Genomic DNA, 24,511 nt, shown 5'->3' on the forward strand with positions numbered 1-24,511 from the left:
TGGTAGATAATTAATTTGAATTGACCGCAGTATGAAGTGCTTACGGTATTATGATGCAATAATACGAATAAAATTTTATCATACAATAGTATTTTAAAAAAAGAAAATATATTTTTGTAAAACAATTTTATACCATGATACAAAGAATTCAAACTGTATATTTATTTCTGGCTTTTGCGGTAACTGGCATTTTACTGCTTTTTGTTCCGCTTTGGACAACTAGTGCAGGAAAGCCATTCTTTTTTATGCAGGATCAACTTTATACTGTTTTATTAGGTTTAACGACTATGCTTAGCATCATCAGTATTATTTCATTTAAAAAAAGACAAAATCAGTTTGTATTAAACAGACTTAATATAATATTAAATTTAATTTTATTAGGATTATTTGTATATCGATCACTAAATTTATCTGGAGAGACTGAGGTTTCTGAGAAAGGTATTGGGATGTTCATGCCGATTGTTGCTATCGTGTTATTAGTTTTAGCTAATAAGGCCATCAAAAAGGACGAAGATCTTGTAAAATCTGTAGATCGTTTGAGGTAAACCTATAAACTTAGTTTATTTTGTGCGAAGAAAAACCCAAATTTTGATTTGGGTTTTTTTTATGTCTAAAACGAAATAATTGTAAGATAATTTTCATAATTTTGTCGTTTAATTGGTTTCTCTAAAATGACTTCTAAAATAAAAATACATCTTGCAGACGATCATCAAGTCTTAATTGATGGCTTATCAAACTTGCTTCAAACTGTTTCAAACTTTGAAGTTGTGGGAGGTTCGCTTGATGGCACCACAGTTTATGATGATGTAGTAAAAGACAAGGCCGATGTTTTAATTTTAGACATAAGCATGCCCAAAAAGGACGGCATTGAAACCCTTAAAGAGTTTAACGAAAAACAATTGCCTTGCAAAGTCATTATATTATCTAGTTATGATGATCTAAAAATCATTAAAGAAGTAATGAAATTAGGCGCAAAAGGCTATCTGACAAAAAATTGCGCTGGCGAAAATATTATTGAAGCTGTTGAAGCTGTTTACCAAGGTCAGGAATACTTTAGCGATGCTGTTAGAGAAAAGATTTTCAACACTTTCAGAGACAATCCTAAACTGAACACCAATGTGATTTTAGAAAATCCCATTTTAAGTCCGCGAGAGCTTGAAATCATTATTCTAATTGCTTTGGAATACAGTGGAAAAGAAATTAGCGAAAAACTTTTTATTAGTTCACATACTGTCGAAACGCATCGCAAAAACATCATGAAAAAACTCAATGTTAAAAGCACAATTGGATTGGTAAAATACGCTCTTAAAAACAATTTGATTAATCCTTAAAATTGTTTCATGTTTCGTTTCAAACCCTTTATATTTCTGCTTTTATTTTTTGCTGCTGGAGAAATTAGCGTAGCACAACTAAATGACACTATAAAAGTTTCTCAAACTGAAATTAACAGCAAATCCGCAAATCCCCATCTTAGCACATCAGAACAATTACGGAACAAAAAAATAGCCAGTTTGTCTATTATACTTACTGTCATCATTTTTCTTTTGTTTTACTTTTTATACCAAAACAATAGACTAAAACAGAAAATAAAACGAAAGGACACTAAGCAGAAAATTCTTCTCGACATTATTAATTCTGGCATTGATTCTCAAGAAGTAGAGCGAAAAAAAATTGCTTCTTTTCTGCACGACAATATCAATTCGCTATTGTCTTCTGCGGGATTGCATTTAAATACTTTTACAACACAGAACAATATACAATCGGATGAAATACAAAAAGTAAAAGCTATTTTATCGGAAGCCCATGAACTTTTACGCGATATGTCTCACGATCTTGTTCCTTCGCTTTTGGTTCGTTTCGGATTAATTTATGCTTTGGAAGATTTATGCGAAAAAAACTCTAATTCTGCTATTGAATTTGAATTTTCAAGCTCGATCCCTACTAACAAAAGATATGCTGAAAAATTTGAAATGAAAATCTATTTCATTGTCAGCGAATTATTCAGCAATATAACCAAACACAGTAATGCTAAAAAAGCAAAGCTTTCTTTGACCGAAAAAGAAAACCAATTAATCCTAAGAATATATGATGACGGAATTGGCTTTAAAACCCAAACATTAAAAGATGCAGAAGGTTTTGGCCTAAACAGAATTAGAGCTCGAATTAAAAAATATAAAGGAACTCTATCTATCGTTTCAAAAGAAAATCAGGGAACTAAAATAAAAATTGAGATTCCGCTTCTTCATTAAATTACTTTGCTCCTATTTCGATAATTTCCAAATCTTTGATTTTATCATCATCAATTACAAATCGAAGCATGGTTCTTACTTTATGAAATCCGCTTTTTCCTGCCGCGCCCGGATTCATGTGTAATAAATTATTCTTTTTATCAAACATGACTTTCAAAATATGTGAATGCCCACAGATAAACAGCTTCGGCGGATTCAAAGCCAATTCTTCCCTAACATTTTGATTGTATTTACCAGGATAACCGCCAATATGCGTAATCCAAACCGAAACATTTTCGCATGAAAATCGGCTATTTAATGGAAATTCTAATCTTGCTTTTGCATCGTCAATATTCCCATAAACTCCTCTTAAAGGTTTTAGCTTTTTAATAGCATCTGTAACAGCCAAATCTCCAATGTCTCCAGCATGCCACACTTCATCTGCCTGAGCAACATATTTTAAAATTGTATCATCGATGTGACTGTGAGTATCTGAGAGAAGGAGGATTTTAGTCATTCTTTTTTAGGGACAAAGGTTCAGAGCAACAAAGGTACAAAGGTTTTTCTTTAGACGCATAATGCCATTTTGATATTTATTTTTATCAATCAAACGTTAGACGCACTGCAGTGCATCTCTACAACTAAAACACGTAAAAAACTTAAATCTCTGAAGCTCTGAATCTTTGCACCTTTACACCTTTAAAAGTTATCTTTTAAAAAAACCTTTGTACCTTTGTTGCTCTGAACCTTTGAACCTCAATCGTGAGATATTTTATTCAATTCGCTTATAACGGAACACATTATCATGGCTGGCAAATACAGCCGAATGCTTCTTCAGTTCAAGAAACTTTAAATAAGACTTTTTCTGTTTTATTAAATGAAACTATCAGCATTATGGGTGCCGGAAGAACGGATACTGGTGTTCATGCGAGCGAAATGTACGGTCATTTTGACACAGAAAAAACCTTAGATATTCCGGTTTTAATTCATAAACTGAATTCTTATTTACCAAAAGACATCGCGATTTTTGATATTATTTCAGTTCACGATGAGGCGCATTGCAGATTTGACGCCACAAAACGAACTTACGAATATCATATCAATACAGTAAAAAATCCGTTTTTACAGGAATTGAGCTGGTATGTTACGCAAAAATTAGATGTTAGTTTAATGAATGAAGCAGCTCAGTTATTATTGAAGCATACCGATTTTCAATGTTTTTCAAAAGTTAATACTGACGTAAACACATTTGATTGCACGATTTTTGAGGCATACTGGAAACAAGAAAAAGGAAAACTGATTTTTACTATTTCAGCAAATCGGTTTTTAAGAAATATGGTTCGCGCAATTGTTGGCACTTTGATCAATATCGGTTTAAAGAAAATCACTTTAACCGATTTCGAAAACATCATTGCCAGCAAAAGCAGAGAAAAAGCAGGATTTTCGGTTCCCGCGCATGGTTTATATTTAACCAAAATAGATTACGATTATTTATAAAGCTTAAGCTTAAAGCACAAAAAATAAATGAAAGCAAAAGCATTCGATACTGGATTATTCAAAAGAATTTTAAAATATACGCGTCCTTATAAATGGCGTTATTATGGCGTAATCGTATTTGCCATTTCACTATCAATTTTCGCAGCACTTCGTCCTTATTTATTAAAAGAAACTGTCGATGGTTACATCAAAACCCATGATAAAATGGGATTATTGATGTACATCATTTTAATGGGAGTAGTTTTGCTGATGGAAGTTTTTTCTCAGTTTTACTTCGTTTATTGGGCAAACTGGCTTGGACAAGATATTGTAAAAGACATTCGAACTAAGCTTTTTAAGCACATTTTGAGTTTCAGAATGAAATATTTTGATTTGGTTCCAGTTGGACAATTGGTCACACGTGCCGTTTCAGATATTGAGTCGATTGCTCGTATTTTCAGTCAAGGTTTATTTATGATTATAAGCGATTTGATGAAAATGGTTGTGGTCTTAATTTTTATGTTTTACATGAACTGGAAACTGACTTGGATCGTTGTAATTGCAATGCCAATTTTAGTTTATGTGACTAGAATTTTTCAACGCAAAATGCAGGTTGCTTTTGAAGAAGTAAGAACTCAGATTGCCAACATGAACTCGTTTGTACAGGAACGTGTAACAGGAATGAAAATCGTTCAGCTTTTTAATCGTGAAAAAATCGAAGCCGAAAACTTTAAAGAAATCAACAATAAACACAGAGTTGCTTGGATTAAGACTATTTTATACAACTCTATCTTCTTCCCTATTGCCGATATTATTTCGTCAATAACTTTAGGCTTGGTTGTGGTTTACGGTGGTTTCAGAATTTTGAACGGAGATCATTTTACGACTTTTGGAGATTTATTTTCATACACGATGTTTATCGGAATGCTTTTCAATCCATTAAGACAAATTGCAGATAAATTCAACGAGATGCAATTAGGAATGATTGCCGCCAATCGTGTTTTTGACATCATCGATACACAAGATCACATTCAAGATACAGGAACAATTGAAGCACCCGTTTTTGATGGAAGAATTGATTTTAAAGACGTTCGTTTCAGCTACATTCCAGAAGAAGAAGTCATAAAAGGAATCGATTTATCGGTTTCTGCTGGACAAACTATTGCCATTGTAGGATCTACAGGAGCAGGAAAATCTACAATTATTAATTTACTGAATCGTTTTTACGAAATCAATAACGGGACAATCTGCATTGACGGAGAAAATATCGAAAACTATACTTTGGCTTCTTTAAGAAAACAAATTGCTGTTGTTTTGCAAGATGTGTTTTTGTTTGCCGATACGATTTATAACAATATTACTTTGCACAATCCAGAAATCACAAGAGACAAAGTAATTGATGCGGCGAAGAAAATTGGTGTTCATGATTTTATTATGAATCTGCCAGACAATTATGATTTTGATGTAAAAGAGCGCGGTGTTATGCTTTCGTCTGGACAACGCCAGCTGATTGCCTTTTTACGTTCTTATGTGAGCAATCCAAGTATTTTGATTTTGGACGAAGCGACTTCTTCTATCGATACATATTCTGAAGAAATGATTCAGCGTGCGACAGAAACGATTACAAAAGGAAGAACTTCTATTATTATAGCTCACAGACTAGCAACAATTGTAAATGCAGATAAGATTGTGGTAATGGATAAAGGTTTAATTGTGGAACAAGGAACGCATCAGGAATTACTCACTAAAACTGATGGCTATTATAAAAACCTATACGATTCACAATTTTCAGTAGCTAATTAACTTTACGAAATTACTTACTTTATTCATTTCCAAAATCTTACAAATATTTAAGTGCTAAAACACCCTTATTCATTGTATTTAGAGAAAATAAATTTAACACAAACTCAATAATTTTAATTGTATTCTTACAAATAAATAGGTAAGTTTGATAAATAATCATTTTTAAAAATACCTATGAAAAAAAATTTACTTTTTATCGTTTTCTTTTTAGTCTTTTCGGCTAATGCATCTGCAATGCAAATTATCATAAGAGTTACTGATTCTTTACACACTATAACTCTTGAAGTGGAAAGTTCTGATACTATTGATAATATTAAGGCTAAGATATTTTATAAAGAAGGAATTAAGATGGAATGTCAAAGGCTTATATTTGCAGGAAAACAACTTGAAGACGGCAGAACATTATCTGATTATAACATTCAAAAAGATTCCTTTGTACATCTGATTGTTAGAACTCATTGTGATTAATTTTTTTCTTAATTAGAAAACAAAAGACACCTCTAAAAGTGTATAAGATTGAAATAAAAAGAGTTTGACTTTTAATTAAAAGTCAAACCCTTTTTTCACATAACTATTAGATAAATTTTTAAATATTTTTCCAGCCGAATTTGATGCAATTTTTAGCAAGTTATTTATTTTTTACGAAATTACCTACATTGTTAGTTTTCAAAATCTTACAACTATTTAAACACTAAAAACATCCTTATTCATTGTATTTAAAGAAAATAAATTTAACACAAACTCAATAATTTTAGTTGTATTCTTACAAATAAATAAGTAAGTTTGAGAATCAATAATCATTTTTAAAAATACCTATGAAAAAAAATCTACTATTAATCGTTTTCTTTTTAGCCTTTTCTGCTAATGCATCTGCAATGCAAATTATTGTAAGAATTGTTGATTCTTTACAAATTATAACTCTTGAGGTTGAGAGTTCTGATTCAATTGCAAATATCAAGTTAAAAATACTAGATAAAGCAGGAATTCAACCTGATTGCCAAAGGATTATATTTGCAGGAAAACAACTTGAAGACGGCAGAACATTATCTGATTATAACATTCAAAAAGAATCTTTTATACACTTGGTTCTTAGACATCCTTGTAATTAATATTCATTTATATAAAAAAGGAAGACACTTCTAAAAAGTGTTAAAATAGAGGGTTTGACTTTTAATTAAAAGTCAAACCCTTTTTTCATATAACTATTAGAATAAATTTTTAAATATTTCTCCAGCCGAATCTGATGCAATTTTTAGCAAGTTATTTATTTTTACGAAATTACTTACGTTTTTGATTTTCAAAATCTTACAAATATTTAAACACTAAAAACATCCTTATTCACTGTATATAAAGAAAATAATTTCAACAAAAACTCAATAATTTCAGTTGTATTCTTACAAATAAATGAGTAAGTTTGAGAATCAATAATCATTTTTAAAAATACTTATGAAAAAAAATCTACTATTAATCGTTTTCTTTTTAGCCTTTTCTGCTAATGCATCTGCAATGCAAATTATTATAAGAGTTGTTGGTTCTTTACAAACCATAACCCTTGAAGTGGAGAGTTCTGATTCTATTGCAAATATCAAGTTTAAGATACAAGATAAAGAAGGAATTCACTTTGATTGCCAAAGACTTATATTTGCAGGAAAACAACTTGAAAACGGCAGAACATTATCTGATTATAACATACAAAAAGAGTCTTATGTACATCTAGTTATTGGTTATCCATGCAATTAGATCATTCTTAAATGAGCAACAAGAAACACTTCTAAAAAGTCTGTGAGATTAAAAATAAAAGGGTTCAACTTTAATTAAAAAGTTGAACCCTTTTATTCATATGACTATAGAATTGATCTTAAATATTTCACCAACAGAAGCTAATTGACCGTTGAGAAATTACCTACATTACTCATGTTCAAATCCTTACAAAAACACAAACACTAAAAACATCCTTATTCACTGTATTTAGGGAAACTTTATTTTGTAACAACTCAATAATTTCACTTGTATTCTTACAAATAAATAAGTATGTTTGATGAATAAATAATCATTTTAAAAAATACACATGAAAAAAAAATTGCTTTTTCTCGTTTTCTTTTTAGCCTTTTCGGCTAGTGCATTCTCAATGCAAATTTTTATAAAAACTTTGACTGGAAAAGTTATAACTCTTGAAGTTGAAAGTTCAGACACTATTGATAATATTAAGGCTAAAATCTTTGATAAAGAAGGAATTAAACCTGAGTGCATAAGATTAATATTTGCAGGAAAACAACTTGAAGACGGCAGAACATTATCTGATTATAACATTCAAAAAGAAAGCACTATACATGTAGTTATAAGAGTTCCATGTCCATAATTTTAATCCATTTATTAAAAAATAAAATTGTATTGATTACGTTTTAAAAATAGCTTTCAATACAATTATTACAATAAAAGGGTTTGACTTTTTTAAAGTCAAACCCTTTTATCATATAAATGCCCAATTAATTTTTAAATGTTTTCTCCAGCTGAATATGCAATTTCAGTAATTTATTAGCTTTACGAAATTACCTACATCATTTACTTTCAAAATCTTACAAAAATTTAAACGCTAAAAATTATCATTATTGACTGTATTTAGGATAAATTGAATTTATAACAACTCAATAACATCACTTGTATTCTTACAAATAAATAAGTATGTTTGGTGAATAAATAATCATTAAAAAAGCCTCATGAAAAAAAAATTATTAATTACCGTTTTATTTTTAGCCTTTTCGCTTAATGCGTTCTCAATGCAAGTTTTTGTAAAAACTTTGACAGGAAAAACTATAACTCTTGAAGTTGAATGTTCAGATACTATTGATAATATTAAGTCTAAAATACATGACAAAGAAGGAATTAATCCTGATTGCATTAGATTATTATATGCAGGAAAACAACTTGAAGACGGAAGGACATTATGCGATTATAACATTCAAAAAGAAATGGTTTTACATATGGTTCTTAGAGAACCTTGCAAATAATCACTCTTAAAGAAAGTGTCAGTGTATTTAGAATGAAATTTTGATACACTTATTGCTTCAATTTCAAATACACTATTTAGGAGATCAAAATACTCTCCTAAAAAGTATCCAAGTTTAAAAAAATGGGTTTGGCTTCTAATTAAAAGTCAAACCCATTTTTTAATATAATTGAGCTAAGAATTGATTTTGAATATCCCTCAAACTGAATCTTTACGCTATTTTTATTAGTAAAGAAGGAAATTAATTATTTTAAGAGTTGTCAAAACCAATAAATTAATAATTATTTAGCTATAAATTGACGTTTGTTTCTTAAATTAAAAAACTGCAGTATTCATAAATTGTGATTTAAAATCCGACTAAAAACTGTCAAAAACGCTTTAAAACGTTAAATTAGCGTTATAGAAATCATAAAATTGCTCTTTTCCAATCAGTTAGATAGCAGGAATTTTTTGTTTATTCTTTATCTTTGAGAGTATAGAAATCAAATGTAAAAGAATATGCCACAAAATAGATTTTATCCTGATGAAAAATTCAAAGAAATAGAAATAAATGCCTCATTACAATTAAGATACGCCATTTCGAACAGAGGTCGTTTAATAAGTTTTACAGACGAAATTGAAAATGGACGCATTTTAAAAGGAGGTTTAAGCGACGGATATCCAACTTTCCGTTTCAAGGTTAAAAAAGACGATAAAATCGTAAATAAATATCTCTTCTTATATAAGTTAGTTGCCCAATATTTTATACCAAAAGAATCTGAAGAGCAAACATATGTTCTGCATTTAGATTACAATAGAGCCAACGACGATGTTAGGAATCTTAGATGGGCAACGAAAGAAGAAATGATGGCCCACAGCCGTAAAAGTCCGCGTGTTATTCAGGCAAAAAAGAACTTAATTGAACACAACCTTAAAGCCGACGGACGAAAACTAACCACTACAAAAGTGATGTTAATTAAAAAAATCCTAGCAAGACCTGAACAAAAAACACGTCTTAAAATGATTGCAAAACAATTTGGTGTAAGCGAAATGCAAATCAGAAGAATTGCCAGCGGAGAAAACTGGGGACATGTGAAGATTTAAATCAAATTTAAAATATATAATTCATTAAAAAGAGTCTGTAAATAGGCTCTTTTTTTTCGTTTATACCACAGTAGTTTTTAAAAATAAAAGGAAGAATAATATGATTAATAAAATTATTAATTGTAAACTTGCATACCAAATCTAAAGCCCCTTTTATGAAGAGAAAACTACTTATTTTATTGTTTTTAATTACTTTATCCTCTTTTTCACAAAACACTTTAATTCCAGATCCGAAATTTGAATCAAAACTAATTTCACTTGGTTTGGATACAGTTTTAGACGGACAAGTACTAACTTCGAACATTTCATCTATTACTTCTTTAGATGTAAGTTCCTCTTCAATTAAAGATCTTACAGGAATTCAGGATTTTGTTAATCTTCAAACCTTAAAATGTGCTTACAACGAATTAACCGCTTTAAATGTTAGTCAAAATACTAAACTGGTTACTTTGTCTTGTTATGCCAATCAAATAAAAAGTTTAGATGTTACGCAACTTAAATCCCTTCGAACTTTAGATTGTTACACCAATCAATTAACCGCTTTGGATGTTTCAAAGAACACAGCTTTAATAGATTTATATTGTTTTCAAAATCAATTAACCGCTTTAAATACATCTAAAAATCCAGAACTGAGCAAACTTTACTGTTCTGATAACTTAATTAGTTCATTAAACTTAACGAACAACCCTTTCCTTATTTTTCTTAATTGTACCAACAATAAGATAAAAAATGTGCTTGATGTTACTAAAAATAGTGGTTTAATGCACTTGTTTTGCGCAAATAACGAAATCACTCTAATAGATGCTTCAAAAATAAGAGAGCTCCGAAATATTGATGTGTCATCAAACAAGCTTGTAAGCTTAAATCTAAAAAACGGAAATAATACATCGATAAATCTTGGTCAGAACTTTTGTATAAACAACCCAAAACTGACTTGCATTCAGGTAGATGATGTGAGTTATTCCAATTCAAAGTGGGCAAATGCAAAAGATGCTACTGCAAGTTATGCTACAACTTGTCCAAGTTACACTTTGATTCCTGATATTAATTTTGAAAACAAACTTATTTCTTTAGGAATTGACTCTGGAACACCAGACGGAATGGTTTTGACTTCAAGAGTTTCTTCTGTAACGCAATTAGATTTCGGTGTCAATACAACCATTACTGACCTAACAGGAATACAAGATTTTACAGCATTGCAAAGATTATATTGCCATGGAAATACAGGCCGTTTAGGTGACGGAGGAAATGGCAAACTAAAAACTATTGATGTTTCTAAAAATGTTAATCTAACTGTACTTGACGTTTCGTACAATCAAATTGCAAGTTTAGATGTTACAAACAATCCCCTATTGATTTCGTTAAATTGCCAGGTTAATAAATTTACATCCATTGATGTTTCTAAAAATATCAAATTGGATAATCTAAATGTAAGTCACAACCTTATTACAGAGCTTGACGTTTCTAACATTCCAACTTTGCGCTATTTATCAGCTTACTATAGCAAACTAACAGCATTAGACCTTTCAAAAAACACGGCATTGGTAGGCGTATTTTGTAACAATAACGATTTAAGAAGTTTAAATTTAAAAAACGGCCAGAATCAATTAATTGTTCCTCAAAGCATTAGCTTTACAGCAAACCCTAATTTAACTTGTATTCAGGTTGATAACGCTGTGACTTCAACTGCAAATTGGGCTAGTGCAAAAGAAGCTACAGCATATTATTCTACAGACTGCCAGTCCTCTTCTTCTTATACTTTGATTCCTGATATTAATTTTGAAAACAAGCTTATCGATTTAGGAATTGATTCTGGAGCTCCAGACGGAAAAGTATTAACTTCTAATGTTTCTTCTGTAACAATATTAGATTTTGGCACTAACACAACCATTACTGATCTGACAGGAATCCAAGATTTTACAGCATTGCAAAGATTACATTGCCATGGAAATACCGGACGCGCAGGTGATGGTGGAAATGGTAAACTAACAAATATTGATGTTTCAAAAAACGTGAATTTAACTGTGTTGGACGTTTCGTACAATCAGCTTACTAGTTTAAATGTTTCCAACAATCCGCTATTAATCTCATTAAATTGTCAGGTTAATAAATTTACAGCAATTGATGTTTCTAAGAATATCAAACTGGATAATTTAGATGTAAGCAGCAATCTGATTACAGAGCTTAAGGTTTCACAAATTCCAACTTTGCGCTATTTATCAACTGATTTTACCAGATTGACAACATTAGACCTTTCACAAAACTCTAAACTAGTAGGCTTAATTTGTAACAATAGTGATTTAAGAAGTCTAAATTTAAAAAATGGCCAGAATCAATTAATTGCAACTCAAAGCATAAGATTTACAGCAAACCCAAATTTAACTTGTATTCAGGTTGATAATGCTGCAACTTCAACTGCAAATTGGGCTAATGCGAAAGATGCTACAGCGAACTATTCTACAGATTGTCAGCCTTCTTCATCTTATACTTTGATTCCCGATATTAATTTCGAAAACAAGCTTATCGATTTAGGAATTGATTCTGGAACTCCAGACGGAAAAGTATTGACTTCAAATGTTTCTTCTTTAACAACTCTAGATTTAGGAATTAATACAACCATTACTGATCTAACAGGGATACAAGATTTTACCGCATTACAAAGATTGTATTGCCATGGAAATACAGGACGCGCAGGTGACGGCGGAAATGGTAAACTAACAAGTATTGATGTTTCTAAAAACGTGAATTTAATTGTATTGGATGTTTCATACAACCAGATTACAAGTTTAAATGTTACATACAATCCTTTACTTATTTCTTTTAACTGTAGCGTCAATAAACTTACAGCAATTGATGTTTCTAAAAATACTAAACTCGATAATTTAGATGTAAGCCATAATCTTATTACAGAACTTAACGTTTCACAAATTCCAACCTTACGCTATTTATCAACTAATTACACTAGACTAACGACATTAGACATTTCAAGCAATCCAGCTATGGTAGGTCTCTTTTCAAACAATAGCGATTTAAAAAGTTTGAATTTAAAAAATGGTCAAAACGGATTAATTGTTCCGCAAAGTATCGACTTCAAAACAAACCCTAATTTAACTTGTATTCAGGTTGATAATGCTGCGACTTCAACTGCAAATTGGGCTAATGCGAAAGATGCAAATGCAAGTTATTCTAATGAATGCCAAACAAATTCATATACAGCAATTCCAGACAGCAACTTTGAGAAAAAATTAATTGCTTTAGGAATTGATTCTGGAGCTCCAGATGGAAGAGTATTAACTTCAAGCATTGACAAAATAACTGATTTAGATATTTCTTACAGCTCTATTACAAACTTAACTGGTCTTGAAGCTTTTACCTCTTTAACTTCCCTAAAATGTAATGGTAATTTTACTTTACAGGCTTTAGATGTTACAAGAAACAAAGCTCTAAAAACATTAGATTGTAACAATAACTATCTTGTAACTTACTTGGATTTATATCAGAATACTGATTTAGTTTCACTTAATTGTACAGCTAATAAATTGTCCTATTTAGATGTTAGTAACAATAAAAATCTAACTTCTTTAGAATGTTCATCTAACAAAATATCTTACATAGATGTTTCTAACAATACCGCTTTAACTAAATTGAATGTTGGTTATAATACAATTGCATATCTAAATGTCTCAAAAAACACAGAATTGACATCATTGACTTGTACCTCAAATCAAATTGCATATTTAGATATTAGCACTAACACAAAACTAGTAGAGTTATGGGCTGGGAATAACCAATACAGCACTTTAAATGTATCTAAAAATACTGCTTTGAATACATTAGTTTGTAATACAAATAAGCTGACAGCATTAGACGTTTCTGCAAATACGGCATTAACAAGATTACTCGTTTATGGAAACAAACTAACAAGCATAGATGTCTCAACAAATACTTTCTTAAGTTCATTTGATTGTGGTACGAATCTAATAACAAGCTTAAATGTTTCTAAAAACTTAAACCTACAATTTCTATATTGTAACGATAACAAACTGACTGCTATAGATGTTTCTGCAAATGCGAAACTTGGAACATTTGATTGTGGTCATAACGAACTTACCAATCTTGATGTTTCAAATAATAAGAACTTAAGTTCATTAGAATGCGAATCAAATAAATTAAAAAATCTGAATCTGAAAAACGGAAACAATACTGCATTTGATTCTTATCAACTTGATCCTAATTTGATTATTTATAGAATAGATTTTAGAGATAATCCTGATTTAACTTGTATCCAAGTTGACAATGCTGCTTATTCAAATGAAAAATGGTCTTCTAGAAAAGATTCTTCTGCAAACTTTAGCACTGATTGCAACAATACAACATTGATTACTGATTCTAATTTTGAAGATTTTCTTATTGCGGCTGGAATTGATACAGATGGAAAAAACGGAAAAGTTTCAACTTCAAGTATTTCAAGTATTAAAACTTTAGACATTTCAAATTCTAATATCAACGATTTAACTGGGCTTGAAAACTTTACAGCTTTAGAGAAATTAATTTGCACTGGAAATTCACTCACAACAATTGACTTGACTGCTAATACGCAATTAACTTATTTGGATATCTCAAATAATCCGTTAACAAATGTGAACGTTTCAAACAATAAATTACTAAAAGAATTTTATGTTAATGGAATGCAGATTATTGTTAGAAAGTCAGTTTCAACTTCAAACGGATTGACAAGTTTAGATTTATCAAATAATACTTCGTTGACTAAACTTAGCGTTTCAAATAATCAGTTAACAAGTCTTGATTTGTCAAAAAATACGAATCTGACGGACATTAACGCTTCTAATAATAATTTATCTGAATTAAATTTACAAAACGGTCATAATGATCTTTTAGTAAATTTAGATTTCAAAAATAACGCTCAACTATCTTGCATTAAAGTTGACGATCCAGCTTATTCTAATGCAAATTGGTCTGGCGCAAAAGATGCTACAGCAGAATATACAGCAAAATGCAGTGCATTGGGAACTCCAGATTCAGTTTTCAATAAAGCGATAATTTATCCAAATCCTTCAAATGGAGATTTCTATATCATGAATGCTTCAATGAAAAAAGCAAGCATTTACGATAACGCAGGTAAACTGATAAAAGTGATGCTTTTAGATTCTGAAAAAGATGAAAATCACATTAAGCTTGAAGGAGCTCCACGTGGTGTTTACTATCTTTTCCTTGAAAATGAAGACGCACACATTGTCAAAAAAGTCATTATTCAATAAATATCCTATTATATTTTAAAACCAAAAACCACACTTTTATTGATTTAAAAGTGTGGTTTTTGGTTTATATAAACTTCGATTCTGAATTTCGCACCAGCAACTTTGCTGTGATTTTATTAAAAAAAAGCAGGATATTATTCTTTTTTTACCTTTTCATTTAACTTTTCATTTAATCTCTGTGAAAAGACCAAAATCTCTCTCTTTAAAAACAAAATTTCAAGTGTTCATTTAAAATAAATCCTTAAATTCGCAAACACAAATAACTAAAGAAGAAATCGAAAGATGAGTTTCGGAAATACAAACTTCATTTTCGATAGTTAATACTAAAAACAAAAAAAATGAAATACGACGTTATTGTTTTAGGAAGTGGTCCTGGAGGATATGTAACAGCGATTAGAGCTTCTCAATTAGGCTTTAAAGTAGCTGTAGTAGAAAAAGAAAATCTTGGTGGAGTTTGCCTTAACTGGGGATGTATCCCAACAAAAGCGCTTTTAAAATCTGCTCAAGTTTTTGATTACCTTAAACACGCTTCTGACTACGGATTGAAAGTTTCTGAATTTGATAAAGATTTCCCAGCAGTTATTCAACGTAGCCGTGGTGTTGCGGAAGGAATGAGCAAAGGAGTTCAATTCTTAATGAAAAAAAACAAAATTGACGTTATTGAAGGTTTTGGAAAACTAAAACCAGGAAAAAAACTTGACGTTACTGATAAAGATAATAAAGTTACAGAATACAGCGCTGATCACATTATCATCGCAACTGGTGCTCGTTCTCGTGAGTTGCCAAACTTACCTCAAGATGGTGTTAAAGTAATTGGATACCGTCAAGCAATGACATTACCAACTCAACCAAAATCTATGATTATTGTAGGTTCTGGAGCAATTGGAGTTGAGTTTGCTCACTTCTACAACTCAATGGGAACTGACGTTACTATTGTAGAATTTATGCCAAACATCGTTCCTGTAGAAGACGAAGACGTTTCTAAACAAATGGAGCGTTCTATGAAGAAAGCTGGTGTGAAAATCATGACTAACTCTTCTGTAGAAAAAATTGATACTTCTGGAAACGGAGTAAAAGCAACTGTAAAAACAGCAAAAGGAGAAGAAATTCTTGAAGCTGACATCGTACTTTCTGCAGTTGGAATCAAAACAAACATCGAAAACATAGGATTAGAAGAAGTTGGTATTGCAGTTGACAGAGATAAAATCTTAGTAAACGCTTACAACGCAACTAATATTCCAGGATACTACGCAATTGGAGACGTTACTCCAGGTCAAGCTTTAGCTCACGTTGCTTCTGCTGAAGGAATCAACTGTGTGGAGAAAATTAAAGGTTTACACGTTGATCCAATCGATTACGGAAACATTCCTGGTTGTACTTATGCAACTCCAGAAATCGCTTCTGTTGGTTTAACTGAAAAACAAGCTAAAGAAAAAGGTTACGAATTAAAAATTGGTAAATTCCCATTCTCAGCTTCTGGAAAAGCAAAAGCTGCTGGAGCTGCTGACGGATTCGTAAAAGTAATCTTTGATGCTAAATACGGAGAATGGTTAGGATGCCACATGATTGGTGCTGGTGTTACAGATATGATTGCTGAAGCAGTTGTAGCTCGTAAACTAGAAACTACTGGTCACGAAATCTTAAAAGCAATCCACCCTCACCCAACAATGAGCGAGGCTGTTATGGAAGCTGTTGCTGATGCTTACGGCGAAGTAATTCACTTGTAAAATATACAATGTAAAGAATGCATTTCTTTACGGAGTTATATATAATTTTCAATTATAAAATCCGATCTGTGAAAGCAGGTCGGATTTTTTTATGCCGTTATATCTCTAAGACGACAGACTGTTAAAGTTGAAAGAAAAACAAATTTCTAATCACTATTCAAACAAATATTCTTTAATTTTAATAAATATAATCTAACAAAAAAATCAAATAAAAATCATGTCTGAAACAAAGATATTCTACGCCGACGGGGAAAGCCCAAAAATGATCGAAGCCTATAAAAGAGCTCAAGAAACATTTAAATATTTCTGGAGAGAATTATCTTGGGAATACAGAAGAATAATTCCAGGATTGGATGTTGCTTGCGTAAAACTAGCTTTTACTCAAGATATTGACGATGAAACCATCGTAGAACATATGTGGATTAACGATGTAAATTTTGATGGTGAAACGATCTACGGAATTTTAGTAAACGATCCTAATGAATTGACGAATGTTAATAATGGTGATGAAATTGCAATTCCAATCAATCAAATTAGTGACTGGTTATTTGCAATTAATGGTAAAACTTACGGAGCATTTACAATTCACGCAATGCGTTCAGAAATGAGCAACGAAGAAAGAGAAGATCATGATGGAGCGTGGGGATTAGAATTTGGTGATTTTAATGATATTTTAGTTGTAAATGAACAAAAAGAGAAACCAGAAAATCTAATTGAACATCCAATGAGCAAAAACATGAAAGAAAGCCTCATTGAATTCTTAAAAAGCAATCCGGAAGAAATAGAAGCTCAAGACGACTTGGGTTATACATTTTTACATCGAGAAGCTATTGCCGGAAATCAAACTTCTGTAGAACTCATTTTAAAAGCAGGCGCAAATCCAGCTGCAAAAACCCATAACGGAAAAACTGCTTTAGATTTTGCCAAAGAACTGAAATGGGATCATTTAATTCCTTTACTTCAATAGAAAATTTCAAAATCCGATTTGCAAAAGCAAGTCGGATTTTTTTTTGTTTAAGTATGGAAATCTAAAATTCAATAATCCGTCGTATTTTAATACAAAAAAGACTTCTAGCAACCTCTTATCAATTTAAAGCGGATTAGTTTTGTAATGTTTTAAATGCAAAATAATTATAAAATGAGAGGTAAAATTATTATCGTTGTTCTATTATCATTTTTCATAGCTGGAATTGTATGGAGCTGTAAGGATAACAAAGAAAAAAATACTGGTAAAAACACCACCGAAATAGAACAATTAGAAACAGGAAATCGACGTTTTTTAGAAGGTAAATCTATTCATCCGCATCAAGATAAGAAAACCGTTCTCGCAAATCAAAATGGGCAAAAACCTTTTGCGGTTATTGTAACGTGTTCAGACAGCAGAGTGTCACCAGAAATTATTTTCGATCAAGGAATTGGTGATTTATTTGTAATACGAAATGCAGGAAATCTAATTTCAAATATCGATATGGGAAGCATTGAATACGCCATAGAACATCTAGACGCAAAATTAATTATTGTTTTAGGTCACACAGAATGCGGTGCTGTAAAAGCATATATTAACGACAAAGACAGATCGTACAAAAAGCATTTAAATCATATTGACGATATTGTAGAAACGATCTCAAATGAAGATGAAGAAATCCAAGCTGACAAAATTTTACCAAAAGCACAAAATTATTTAGGCGCCATTAAGGCAAACATCAAACATTCAGCCAAACAAATTCAGGATGATGCTATTGCAAAAGGGCATAAAGTAAAAGTAGTCTCCATATGTTACGACGTACATACAGGAAAAACTGAAAAAATATAGTCTGTGAAAACAGATTCATAAAAAAATCCAATTGGCTCTTATGCCTCTTGGATTTTTTTTTCGTTTAAATTAATATATTCTTCACTTTCGTAGCTTATTTAAAGTCAAGAATGTGCTACTTTTGCTGCACCAAATCTAACCTGCCCTAGAATGAAAAATTTATTCTTTACAATTATACTGTTTTCATCAGTTTTTTTATCTGCCCAAACAAAAAACAATGCTGAGTTTACTTCAAATTTAAAAAGTTCTTTTTTGCAGTCTTCAGATTGTGTTAACGACTTCGAAAAAATTCTAAAACCAGAAGAACTTAAAGTTTTAAACACGACTCTAAACAATTTTGAAAAAAAATATCTTTATAAAATTGTTATCATCACGACTCCTTCTGTTCAGCCATTTCCTTCTTTTGAAGAATTTGCTGTAGATCTTGACAAATTTTTATCAAAAGATCCGAGATTAGATCCTACCATTTTAATCCTTGTCAGCAAATCATTAAGACAAATTCAGGTTTTAAGCGTAGATTTTATAAAATACAAATTAACTACAGAAGAAACACAAACTATAATTAGCACATTTGCGGTTCCTGAACTTAAAAAAGGAAATTATTATAAAGCTTTAGAAATGGCTTCGAATGAATTCATGAAAAAATTGCAACCTTAAAAAATCAATCCATACACAAAATCCGATTTGTACAAACAGGTCGGATTTTTTATTTATCTTGTCTCTTTCTTAACTGCATTTAAAATGATTAATTACAATAATAAAATTTTCAAGCCTATCAGCAATAGTGAAAACGGAGAAACATCTAACGAAACTGCTTTTCACTATAAACAAGAAGCAAATATTTTGACTTCAGAATATTCAGGAGGAAAAATCAAAAAAGGCCATCTTATTGGTTTAGTTGATGAAGAAGGAAATATCGAAATGAGATACCATCAAATAAACGAAAAAGGAGAATTAATGACAGGAATTTGCAGTTCTAAACCTGAAATTTTAGAAAATGGCAAAATAAGACTTCATGAAACTTGGCAGTGGACATCGGGCGACCAATCAAAAGGAAACTCTATAATCGAAGAACAATAAAGGTAAATTCTAAATGGAAATAATAGAATTTCGAGATATTGATTTACAGCATTTAAGAGAGTTATTCTTAAATGAAAGACAACGCACATTTATAGAGCAAGATATCTCCGAATTCAAATTAGAAGATTTTGAAAAGCAAACTCAAGGAGAATATATTTTAACGGCTCACATAAACCATATTCCTGTCGGATTTATTTCAATTTGGATGCCCAACAATTTTATTCATCATCTTTACGTTGATACCAAATATCAAGGAAAAAATATTGGCACCGAATTATTAAAAGCCGCCATACAAAAAACTGCATTTCCAATTACCTTAAAATGTCTTGTAAACAATACCAAAGCGGTTGAATTTTACATTAAAAAAGGGTTTGCAGAAAAATCAAGAGGACATTCAAGCAACGGAACTTATATTTTATTCGAGTTAACGCAAAATATAAAATAACTCTAAAATGCTAAAGACATGAATCAGATTCAAGATTATAACGATGCTCAAACAGCAGAAAACAAAGAAATCTGCGATATTCTTTTTGCCATTATCAACAAAAATCTTCCTGATGCCGAAAACAAAATCTGGCATGCTCATCCTGTTTGGTTTCTTGATGGAAATCCAATTGTAGGCTACAGCAAATTAAAAGATTCAGTTAGATTACTTTTCTGGAGCGGTCAATCTTTTGACGAAGAAAAACTCCAAAACGAAGGTTCATTTAAAGCTGCCGAAAAACGTTATACAAACGTCGATCAAATAAACGAGCGAGATCTCGAACGCTGGCTGGAGAAAAGCAGAGAAATTCAATGGGACTATAAAAATATTGTCAAACGAAAAGGAGTTCTGCTCCGACTAAAATAACCAATTAACCAAAAGTCTATAAAACCCAAAATGAAATTTTTCACCTTAACCGCCTTAATTTTTTTATCCTCTACAACAACTTATTCACAAACAAAAATGCGACCAGTAAACGAACTCATCGATCAGACAGATTCTGGATGGAAATTAGTAAAAGAATGGGCAAATGCTGCCAAGAACAAAGTAGAAATTCTTCCAGCAGATCCTCAAAAAGCCAAAAATGCTTTATATCATACCCAAGTTACAACTAGTTCGCCAATGGGCGCTATTGTCTATAAAACTGGCGGAATTTTAATTGATAATGGCTGGATCAGAATTCTTGGTTCTGGAAGCACCAAACTTAACCGAAGCCTTCCTGATTGGAACAAAGGAAAATCTTTTAACGAATTTGGAGAAGCTCCCTCTTACCTTTTAATTGCCGACGATGCTTTGGGTGGTTTTTACATACTAAATGGCGGCGCATTTGGAAACGATCTTGGAAAAATATATTATTTTGCGCCAGACAACCTAGAATACGAACAGCTTGATATTACCTATTCTCAGTTTTTAGAGTTTTGCTTCAATAACGATTTAGATAAATATTATGCTGGCAACCGCTGGGAAAACTGGAAAAAAGATCTTACCGCATTACAAGGCGATCAAGTTTTTAATTTTTACCCGTTTTTATGGACAGAAGAAGGAAACGACATCAACAAAGTTCAAAGAAAAATCATTCCTGTTGAAGAACAATACAGTCTTAATTTAGATCTCAGAAAACAGTTTGGGCATTAATCAAAAACTATAATCCTCTTATTTACAGATTTTTAATTTTATTACTGACATACTGTTGTCACAAAGGCATTTTATCTTTATAAAATAAAACTAAAAAGATGGAAACTAAAGACGGTAAATTAGCGGTTTATGCCCAAACGAGACAAGATTGGCGCAATTGGCTCGAAGCAAACAGTCAGACGGAAAAATCGGTTTGGTTAATTTTGTATCACAAAAAAAGCAAAACAGAAAGCGTAAATTTAGTCGAAGCAACTGAAGAAGCCCTTTGCTTTGGTTGGATTGATAGTCTCTGCAAAAAACGTGACGCCGAAAGCTATTACCTTACTTTCTCTCATCGAAACCCAAAAACCAGCAAATGGAGCAAACCCAATATTGAAAGAGCCGAACGCATGATTGAGTTAAATTTAATGACAGAGCAAGGTCAAAAATTAATCGATATTGCAAAAGAAAAAGGAAAATGGATTATTGATGCTCCAGAAGAATAAGTTTCAGTTTTATTAGGGCGTGTCCCTCCGGGTCAGGCTGTTCGCTATATCTTTTGTGGTGAACCACACCACAAAAGGATGCCGCTCCCATCCTTCACGCATCTGCATTCATAAGAAGATTTTGTGTTCAAATAATTTGTATTTTAGTTAGGCTAAAACCTCCACCTAAAACCTTATAAATCATGCCAAAGCAATTTATCCTTCTTCTTATTTTTTGTTTCGGATTCCAGTTAAATGCTCAAGATCTTGGTTTTAAAATACCTGATTATAAAACAATCGAAAAAGAAATCAATGATAAAAATTCGAAATTCTTTTATCCGAAATTGATGGAAAGATTGGTAAAAAACGATACCCTTTTGACGCATGATGAATACAGCCATTTATATTTAGGTTATTTTTTTCAGCCCAAATACAATGCTTTTTGGACACCTTCAGATGAAGAAAAACTTCAGAAATATTATACGAAAGAAAAACTCGAAGCTTCCGATTACGATGAAATTATAAAACTCTCCAATAATTCCCTAACCGAATTTCCATTTGATTTGCGTCAGCTCAACTATCTAGCCTATGTTTATCATTTAAAAGGCGATGAAGCGGCTGCAAAAATTATTGCTTTTAAATTTCACAGCATCTTGAATGTCATACTCTCTTCTGGCGACGGAAAAAAGTGCGAAACTGGTTTTCATGTCCTAATGGTCGATCACGAATATATTCTGCTCAACCTATTTGAAATAGAATCGAAAGAGCAATCGCTTGTTGGAAATTGTGATTATCTAAGTTTTGAAAAAGGCGTTTATAATGTAGACGGAATTTATTTTAATGTAGAAAAAATGCTTGAAAACGAACGAAAAGCACTCAAATAAGATATCTTCAAACCATAAAAAATTTAACTCCAGCAAATCTAAAGCTGGAGTTTTTTTTTGATAAAAAACATTTATTTATTGATTATCAATAAATTTTTATTATTTTTAGCAGCATCACTTTTAATCTTGATTATTATGGAAATTAAAATTGGAACACCGCAGATCCTAAAAATTTTAAATATTTTATCATGGATTATTTTTATTGGCTTATGCGTAGAAGCTGGTATGTATCTTTTTAACGGAATTTACACTATGATGATTAATTCCTATAACGCTCGATTTCTCGATTTGCTAAATTTGTACACTTTCAGTCCTAGTTTTTACATTCAAGAAATATGTTTTATCAGCATTGTGGCAATCTTAAAAGCGATTATGTTTTACCTGATTGTAAAAATGCTGCACGAGAAAAAATTAAACATCGAACAGCCTTTTACTGCTGAAATGGGACGCTTTATATCTTATCTGTCTTATTTGGCTTTCGGAATTGGGTTGTTTTCTTTTTGGGCTTTCAAATTCAACAATTGGTTAATTCTTAAAGGCGTAAAACTTCCTTCGTTAGAATCACTTAATTTAGAAGGCCACAGCATTTGGATTTTTATGGCAATTGTGATGTTTGTTGTCGGACAGATTTTTAAAAGAGGAATCGAAATTCAATCTGAAATTGACTTAACTATTTAAACAAAAAAGTATGCCCATTATAGTAAATTTAGACGTCATGATGGCAAAGAGAAAAATGTCATTAAACGAACTTTCAGAAAGAGTAGATTTAACGTTATCGAATCTTTCCATCTTAAAAACGGGAAAAGCAAAAGCAATTCGTTTCAGTACACTAGAAGCAATCTGCAAAGTTTTGGATTGTCAGCCAGGCGATATTTTAGAATTTTCTGAGGAATAATATTATTTGGATTTAATTTGTATTTTCGTACAGATCAGATTGAAATTTTAAAGCAATTATAAATCCAAAAAATCTGGAAATGAACATTCTAATTGTTTACGCACATCCGAGCAGAAAATCGTATACTTTTCAAGTTCTAGAAAGATTAAAACTAGCCTTGAATAATGAAAAATGGAATGTAGAAATCTCTGATTTATATGCGTCTAATTTTGCCAGCGATATGTCTGAAGAAGAATATGAACGTGAGGGTTTTGCCAAAACACAACTTACTATTCCTGCAGATGTTTTAGCTGAACAAGAAAAAATAGAAAAAGCAGGCTGCATCATTTTTTTATATCCTGTTTGGTGGAGCGATTGTCCAGCAAAATTAAAAGGTTGGTTTGACCGCGTTTACTCCGTAGGATATGCCTACGGACAAAACGATACTTCAAGAAAAATGAAAACCATTCCGTATGGTCTTGTAATTTGCACAGCCGGACATCCAAATGAGTTCTTGCATGAAATTGAAATAGCGCAAAGCATGGAAAAAATCATGCTCGAAGACCGACTCGGAAAACGTTTCGCACATAAAGAAATGATCATCTTAGGCGGAACTTTAGATCTAGAAAATGTGATGTCAAAGCATTTTGAACTCATTAATAAAATTCCACAAAAAATTAAAAAAATACTATAAACCCAAAATCTCAATTCATAAAAATGACAGAAGACCATAACGTAGAAACATCAGTTTTTGAAGAAATTCCAACAGAGAAAATATATTCTAAAAAAGCAATCAGCACCGCAACTTTTTTTGGCGGTCCATTAGTTGCTGGATATTGCATTGCACAAAATTTTAAAACTTTTAATGATTTAGAAAAAGCCAGAAACACTTGGATCATTACAGTATTATGTACAATTGCCATCATTGGAATCTCATTTAGCCTTCCTGAAAACTTTCCTAAAATTATTTTTCCAGCTCTTTATTCCTTTATTGCTGCTCAAATAATTCAAAATTATCAAGAAGAAAACATCCAAAAGCATAACGAAAATGGAGGAGACACTTTTAGCGGATGGAGAGTAACTTTTATAGCTTTCCTGAGCTTTTCAATTTTATTTGCCTCAATTATGGCACTTGCGATATTATTTTATGGCATTTAATAAAAAACTTGTCCGAA

At 31.4% G+C, this 24,511-nt stretch carries 27 protein-coding genes; 26 read left to right on the forward strand and 1 reads right to left on the reverse strand.

Annotated features, from left to right (window positions below):
- Positions 1–134 precede the first annotated feature (134 nt).
- The 3 genes from ACE01P_RS13225 to ACE01P_RS13235 all read left to right on the forward strand — a co-directional run bounded on the left by ACE01P_RS13225 (position 135) and on the right by ACE01P_RS13235 (position 2,249).
- Positions 135–545: a DUF4293 domain-containing protein gene (locus ACE01P_RS13225; RefSeq protein ID WP_379698515.1), complete on the forward strand. Its 411-nt coding sequence runs from the start codon at positions 135–137 to the stop codon at positions 543–545.
- 126 nt (positions 546–671) lie between these two features.
- Positions 672–1,331 carry a response regulator gene (locus ACE01P_RS13230; protein ID WP_379698518.1) on the forward strand — a complete coding sequence of 220 codons (660 nt, stop codon included), beginning with the start codon at positions 672–674 and terminating at the stop codon, positions 1,329–1,331.
- Between the two features lie 180 nt (positions 1,332–1,511).
- A complete protein-coding gene (locus tag ACE01P_RS13235) occupies positions 1,512–2,249 on the forward strand; it encodes a sensor histidine kinase (protein WP_379698521.1) in 738 nt (245 codons plus the stop codon).
- A 1-nt stretch (position 2,250) separates the two neighbouring features.
- On the opposite strand, the gene ACE01P_RS13240 is transcribed toward ACE01P_RS13235, so the two are convergent.
- On the reverse strand, positions 2,251–2,745 hold the full coding sequence (locus ACE01P_RS13240) for a metallophosphoesterase family protein (protein WP_379698524.1): 495 nt from the start codon (positions 2,743–2,745) through the stop codon (positions 2,251–2,253).
- Between the two features lie 245 nt (positions 2,746–2,990).
- On the opposite strand from ACE01P_RS13240, the gene truA reads away from it, so the two are divergent.
- The 23 genes from truA to ACE01P_RS13355 all read left to right on the forward strand — a co-directional run bounded on the left by truA (position 2,991) and on the right by ACE01P_RS13355 (position 24,494).
- Positions 2,991–3,725, forward strand: coding sequence for a tRNA pseudouridine(38-40) synthase TruA (truA, locus tag ACE01P_RS13245; protein ID WP_379698527.1), 735 nt, complete (start codon positions 2,991–2,993; stop codon positions 3,723–3,725).
- Between the two features lie 27 nt (positions 3,726–3,752).
- Positions 3,753–5,507: an ABC transporter ATP-binding protein gene (locus ACE01P_RS13250; protein ID WP_379698530.1), complete on the forward strand. Its 1,755-nt coding sequence runs from the start codon at positions 3,753–3,755 to the stop codon at positions 5,505–5,507.
- A 174-nt stretch (positions 5,508–5,681) separates the two neighbouring features.
- Complete coding sequence (locus ACE01P_RS13255; RefSeq protein ID WP_379698533.1) at positions 5,682–5,975, forward strand: ubiquitin-like protein; 294 nt, start codon at positions 5,682–5,684, stop codon at positions 5,973–5,975.
- Positions 5,976–6,322: 347 nt separating this feature from the next.
- Complete coding sequence (locus ACE01P_RS13260) at positions 6,323–6,616, forward strand: ubiquitin-like protein (RefSeq protein ID WP_379698536.1); 294 nt, start codon at positions 6,323–6,325, stop codon at positions 6,614–6,616.
- Positions 6,617–6,953: 337 nt separating this feature from the next.
- Positions 6,954–7,247: a ubiquitin-like protein gene (locus tag ACE01P_RS13265; protein WP_379698539.1), complete on the forward strand. Its 294-nt coding sequence runs from the start codon at positions 6,954–6,956 to the stop codon at positions 7,245–7,247.
- A 328-nt stretch (positions 7,248–7,575) separates the two neighbouring features.
- Entirely contained in the window at positions 7,576–7,866 is a 291-nt protein-coding gene (locus ACE01P_RS13270; RefSeq protein WP_379698542.1) for a ubiquitin-like protein, read from the forward strand.
- Between the two features lie 358 nt (positions 7,867–8,224).
- Entirely contained in the window at positions 8,225–8,515 is a 291-nt protein-coding gene (locus tag ACE01P_RS13275) for a ubiquitin-like protein (RefSeq protein WP_379698545.1), read from the forward strand.
- Positions 8,516–9,012: 497 nt separating this feature from the next.
- Positions 9,013–9,597, forward strand: coding sequence for an NUMOD4 domain-containing protein (locus tag ACE01P_RS13280; protein WP_379698548.1), 585 nt, complete (start codon positions 9,013–9,015; stop codon positions 9,595–9,597).
- A gap of 155 nt (positions 9,598–9,752) precedes the next feature.
- Positions 9,753–14,876, forward strand: coding sequence for a T9SS type A sorting domain-containing protein (locus ACE01P_RS13285; protein ID WP_379698551.1), 5,124 nt, complete (start codon positions 9,753–9,755; stop codon positions 14,874–14,876).
- A 338-nt stretch (positions 14,877–15,214) separates the two neighbouring features.
- On the forward strand, positions 15,215–16,603 hold the full coding sequence (lpdA, locus tag ACE01P_RS13290; protein ID WP_379698555.1) for a dihydrolipoyl dehydrogenase: 1,389 nt from the start codon (positions 15,215–15,217) through the stop codon (positions 16,601–16,603).
- A gap of 217 nt (positions 16,604–16,820) precedes the next feature.
- The gene (locus ACE01P_RS13295) at positions 16,821–17,570 is read left to right on the forward strand and encodes a DUF2314 domain-containing protein (protein ID WP_379698558.1); all 750 of its coding nucleotides are present in this window, start codon (positions 16,821–16,823) and stop codon (positions 17,568–17,570) included.
- 171 nt (positions 17,571–17,741) lie between these two features.
- Complete coding sequence (locus ACE01P_RS13300) at positions 17,742–18,416, forward strand: carbonic anhydrase (protein ID WP_379698561.1); 675 nt, start codon at positions 17,742–17,744, stop codon at positions 18,414–18,416.
- Between the two features lie 150 nt (positions 18,417–18,566).
- Positions 18,567–19,073: a TPM domain-containing protein gene (locus ACE01P_RS13305; RefSeq protein WP_379698564.1), complete on the forward strand. Its 507-nt coding sequence runs from the start codon at positions 18,567–18,569 to the stop codon at positions 19,071–19,073.
- Between the two features lie 84 nt (positions 19,074–19,157).
- Positions 19,158–19,496 (forward strand): n-acetylglutamate synthase, encoded by a 339-nt coding sequence (locus ACE01P_RS13310; protein WP_379698567.1) that lies wholly within the window; start codon positions 19,158–19,160, stop codon positions 19,494–19,496.
- Positions 19,497–19,509: 13 nt separating this feature from the next.
- Positions 19,510–19,941, forward strand: coding sequence for a GNAT family N-acetyltransferase (locus tag ACE01P_RS13315; RefSeq protein WP_379698570.1), 432 nt, complete (start codon positions 19,510–19,512; stop codon positions 19,939–19,941).
- A gap of 18 nt (positions 19,942–19,959) precedes the next feature.
- Positions 19,960–20,346, forward strand: coding sequence for a DUF1801 domain-containing protein (locus tag ACE01P_RS13320; protein WP_379698573.1), 387 nt, complete (start codon positions 19,960–19,962; stop codon positions 20,344–20,346).
- Positions 20,347–20,442: 96 nt separating this feature from the next.
- A complete protein-coding gene (locus ACE01P_RS13325) occupies positions 20,443–21,114 on the forward strand; it encodes a DUF2625 domain-containing protein (RefSeq protein ID WP_379698576.1) in 672 nt (223 codons plus the stop codon).
- Between the two features lie 98 nt (positions 21,115–21,212).
- Entirely contained in the window at positions 21,213–21,599 is a 387-nt protein-coding gene (locus ACE01P_RS13330) for a YdeI family protein (protein ID WP_379698579.1), read from the forward strand.
- Positions 21,600–21,781: 182 nt separating this feature from the next.
- Entirely contained in the window at positions 21,782–22,462 is a 681-nt protein-coding gene (locus ACE01P_RS13335) for a DUF4919 domain-containing protein (RefSeq protein ID WP_379698581.1), read from the forward strand.
- A 135-nt stretch (positions 22,463–22,597) separates the two neighbouring features.
- Positions 22,598–23,140, forward strand: a complete 543-nt coding sequence (locus ACE01P_RS13340; RefSeq protein ID WP_379698584.1) for a DUF2975 domain-containing protein — start codon at positions 22,598–22,600, stop codon at positions 23,138–23,140.
- Positions 23,141–23,150: 10 nt separating this feature from the next.
- On the forward strand, positions 23,151–23,357 hold the full coding sequence (locus ACE01P_RS13345) for a helix-turn-helix domain-containing protein (protein WP_379698587.1): 207 nt from the start codon (positions 23,151–23,153) through the stop codon (positions 23,355–23,357).
- A 79-nt stretch (positions 23,358–23,436) separates the two neighbouring features.
- Positions 23,437–24,030: an NAD(P)H-dependent oxidoreductase gene (locus ACE01P_RS13350; protein WP_379698590.1), complete on the forward strand. Its 594-nt coding sequence runs from the start codon at positions 23,437–23,439 to the stop codon at positions 24,028–24,030.
- A 23-nt stretch (positions 24,031–24,053) separates the two neighbouring features.
- Positions 24,054–24,494: a hypothetical protein gene (locus tag ACE01P_RS13355; RefSeq protein ID WP_379698593.1), complete on the forward strand. Its 441-nt coding sequence runs from the start codon at positions 24,054–24,056 to the stop codon at positions 24,492–24,494.
- The last annotated feature ends 17 nt before the right edge of the window (positions 24,495–24,511 follow it).

The sequence above is a fragment of the Flavobacterium sp. HJSW_4 genome (assembly GCF_042436695.1).
Taxonomy (GTDB): Bacteria; Bacteroidota; Bacteroidia; order Flavobacteriales; family Flavobacteriaceae; genus Flavobacterium.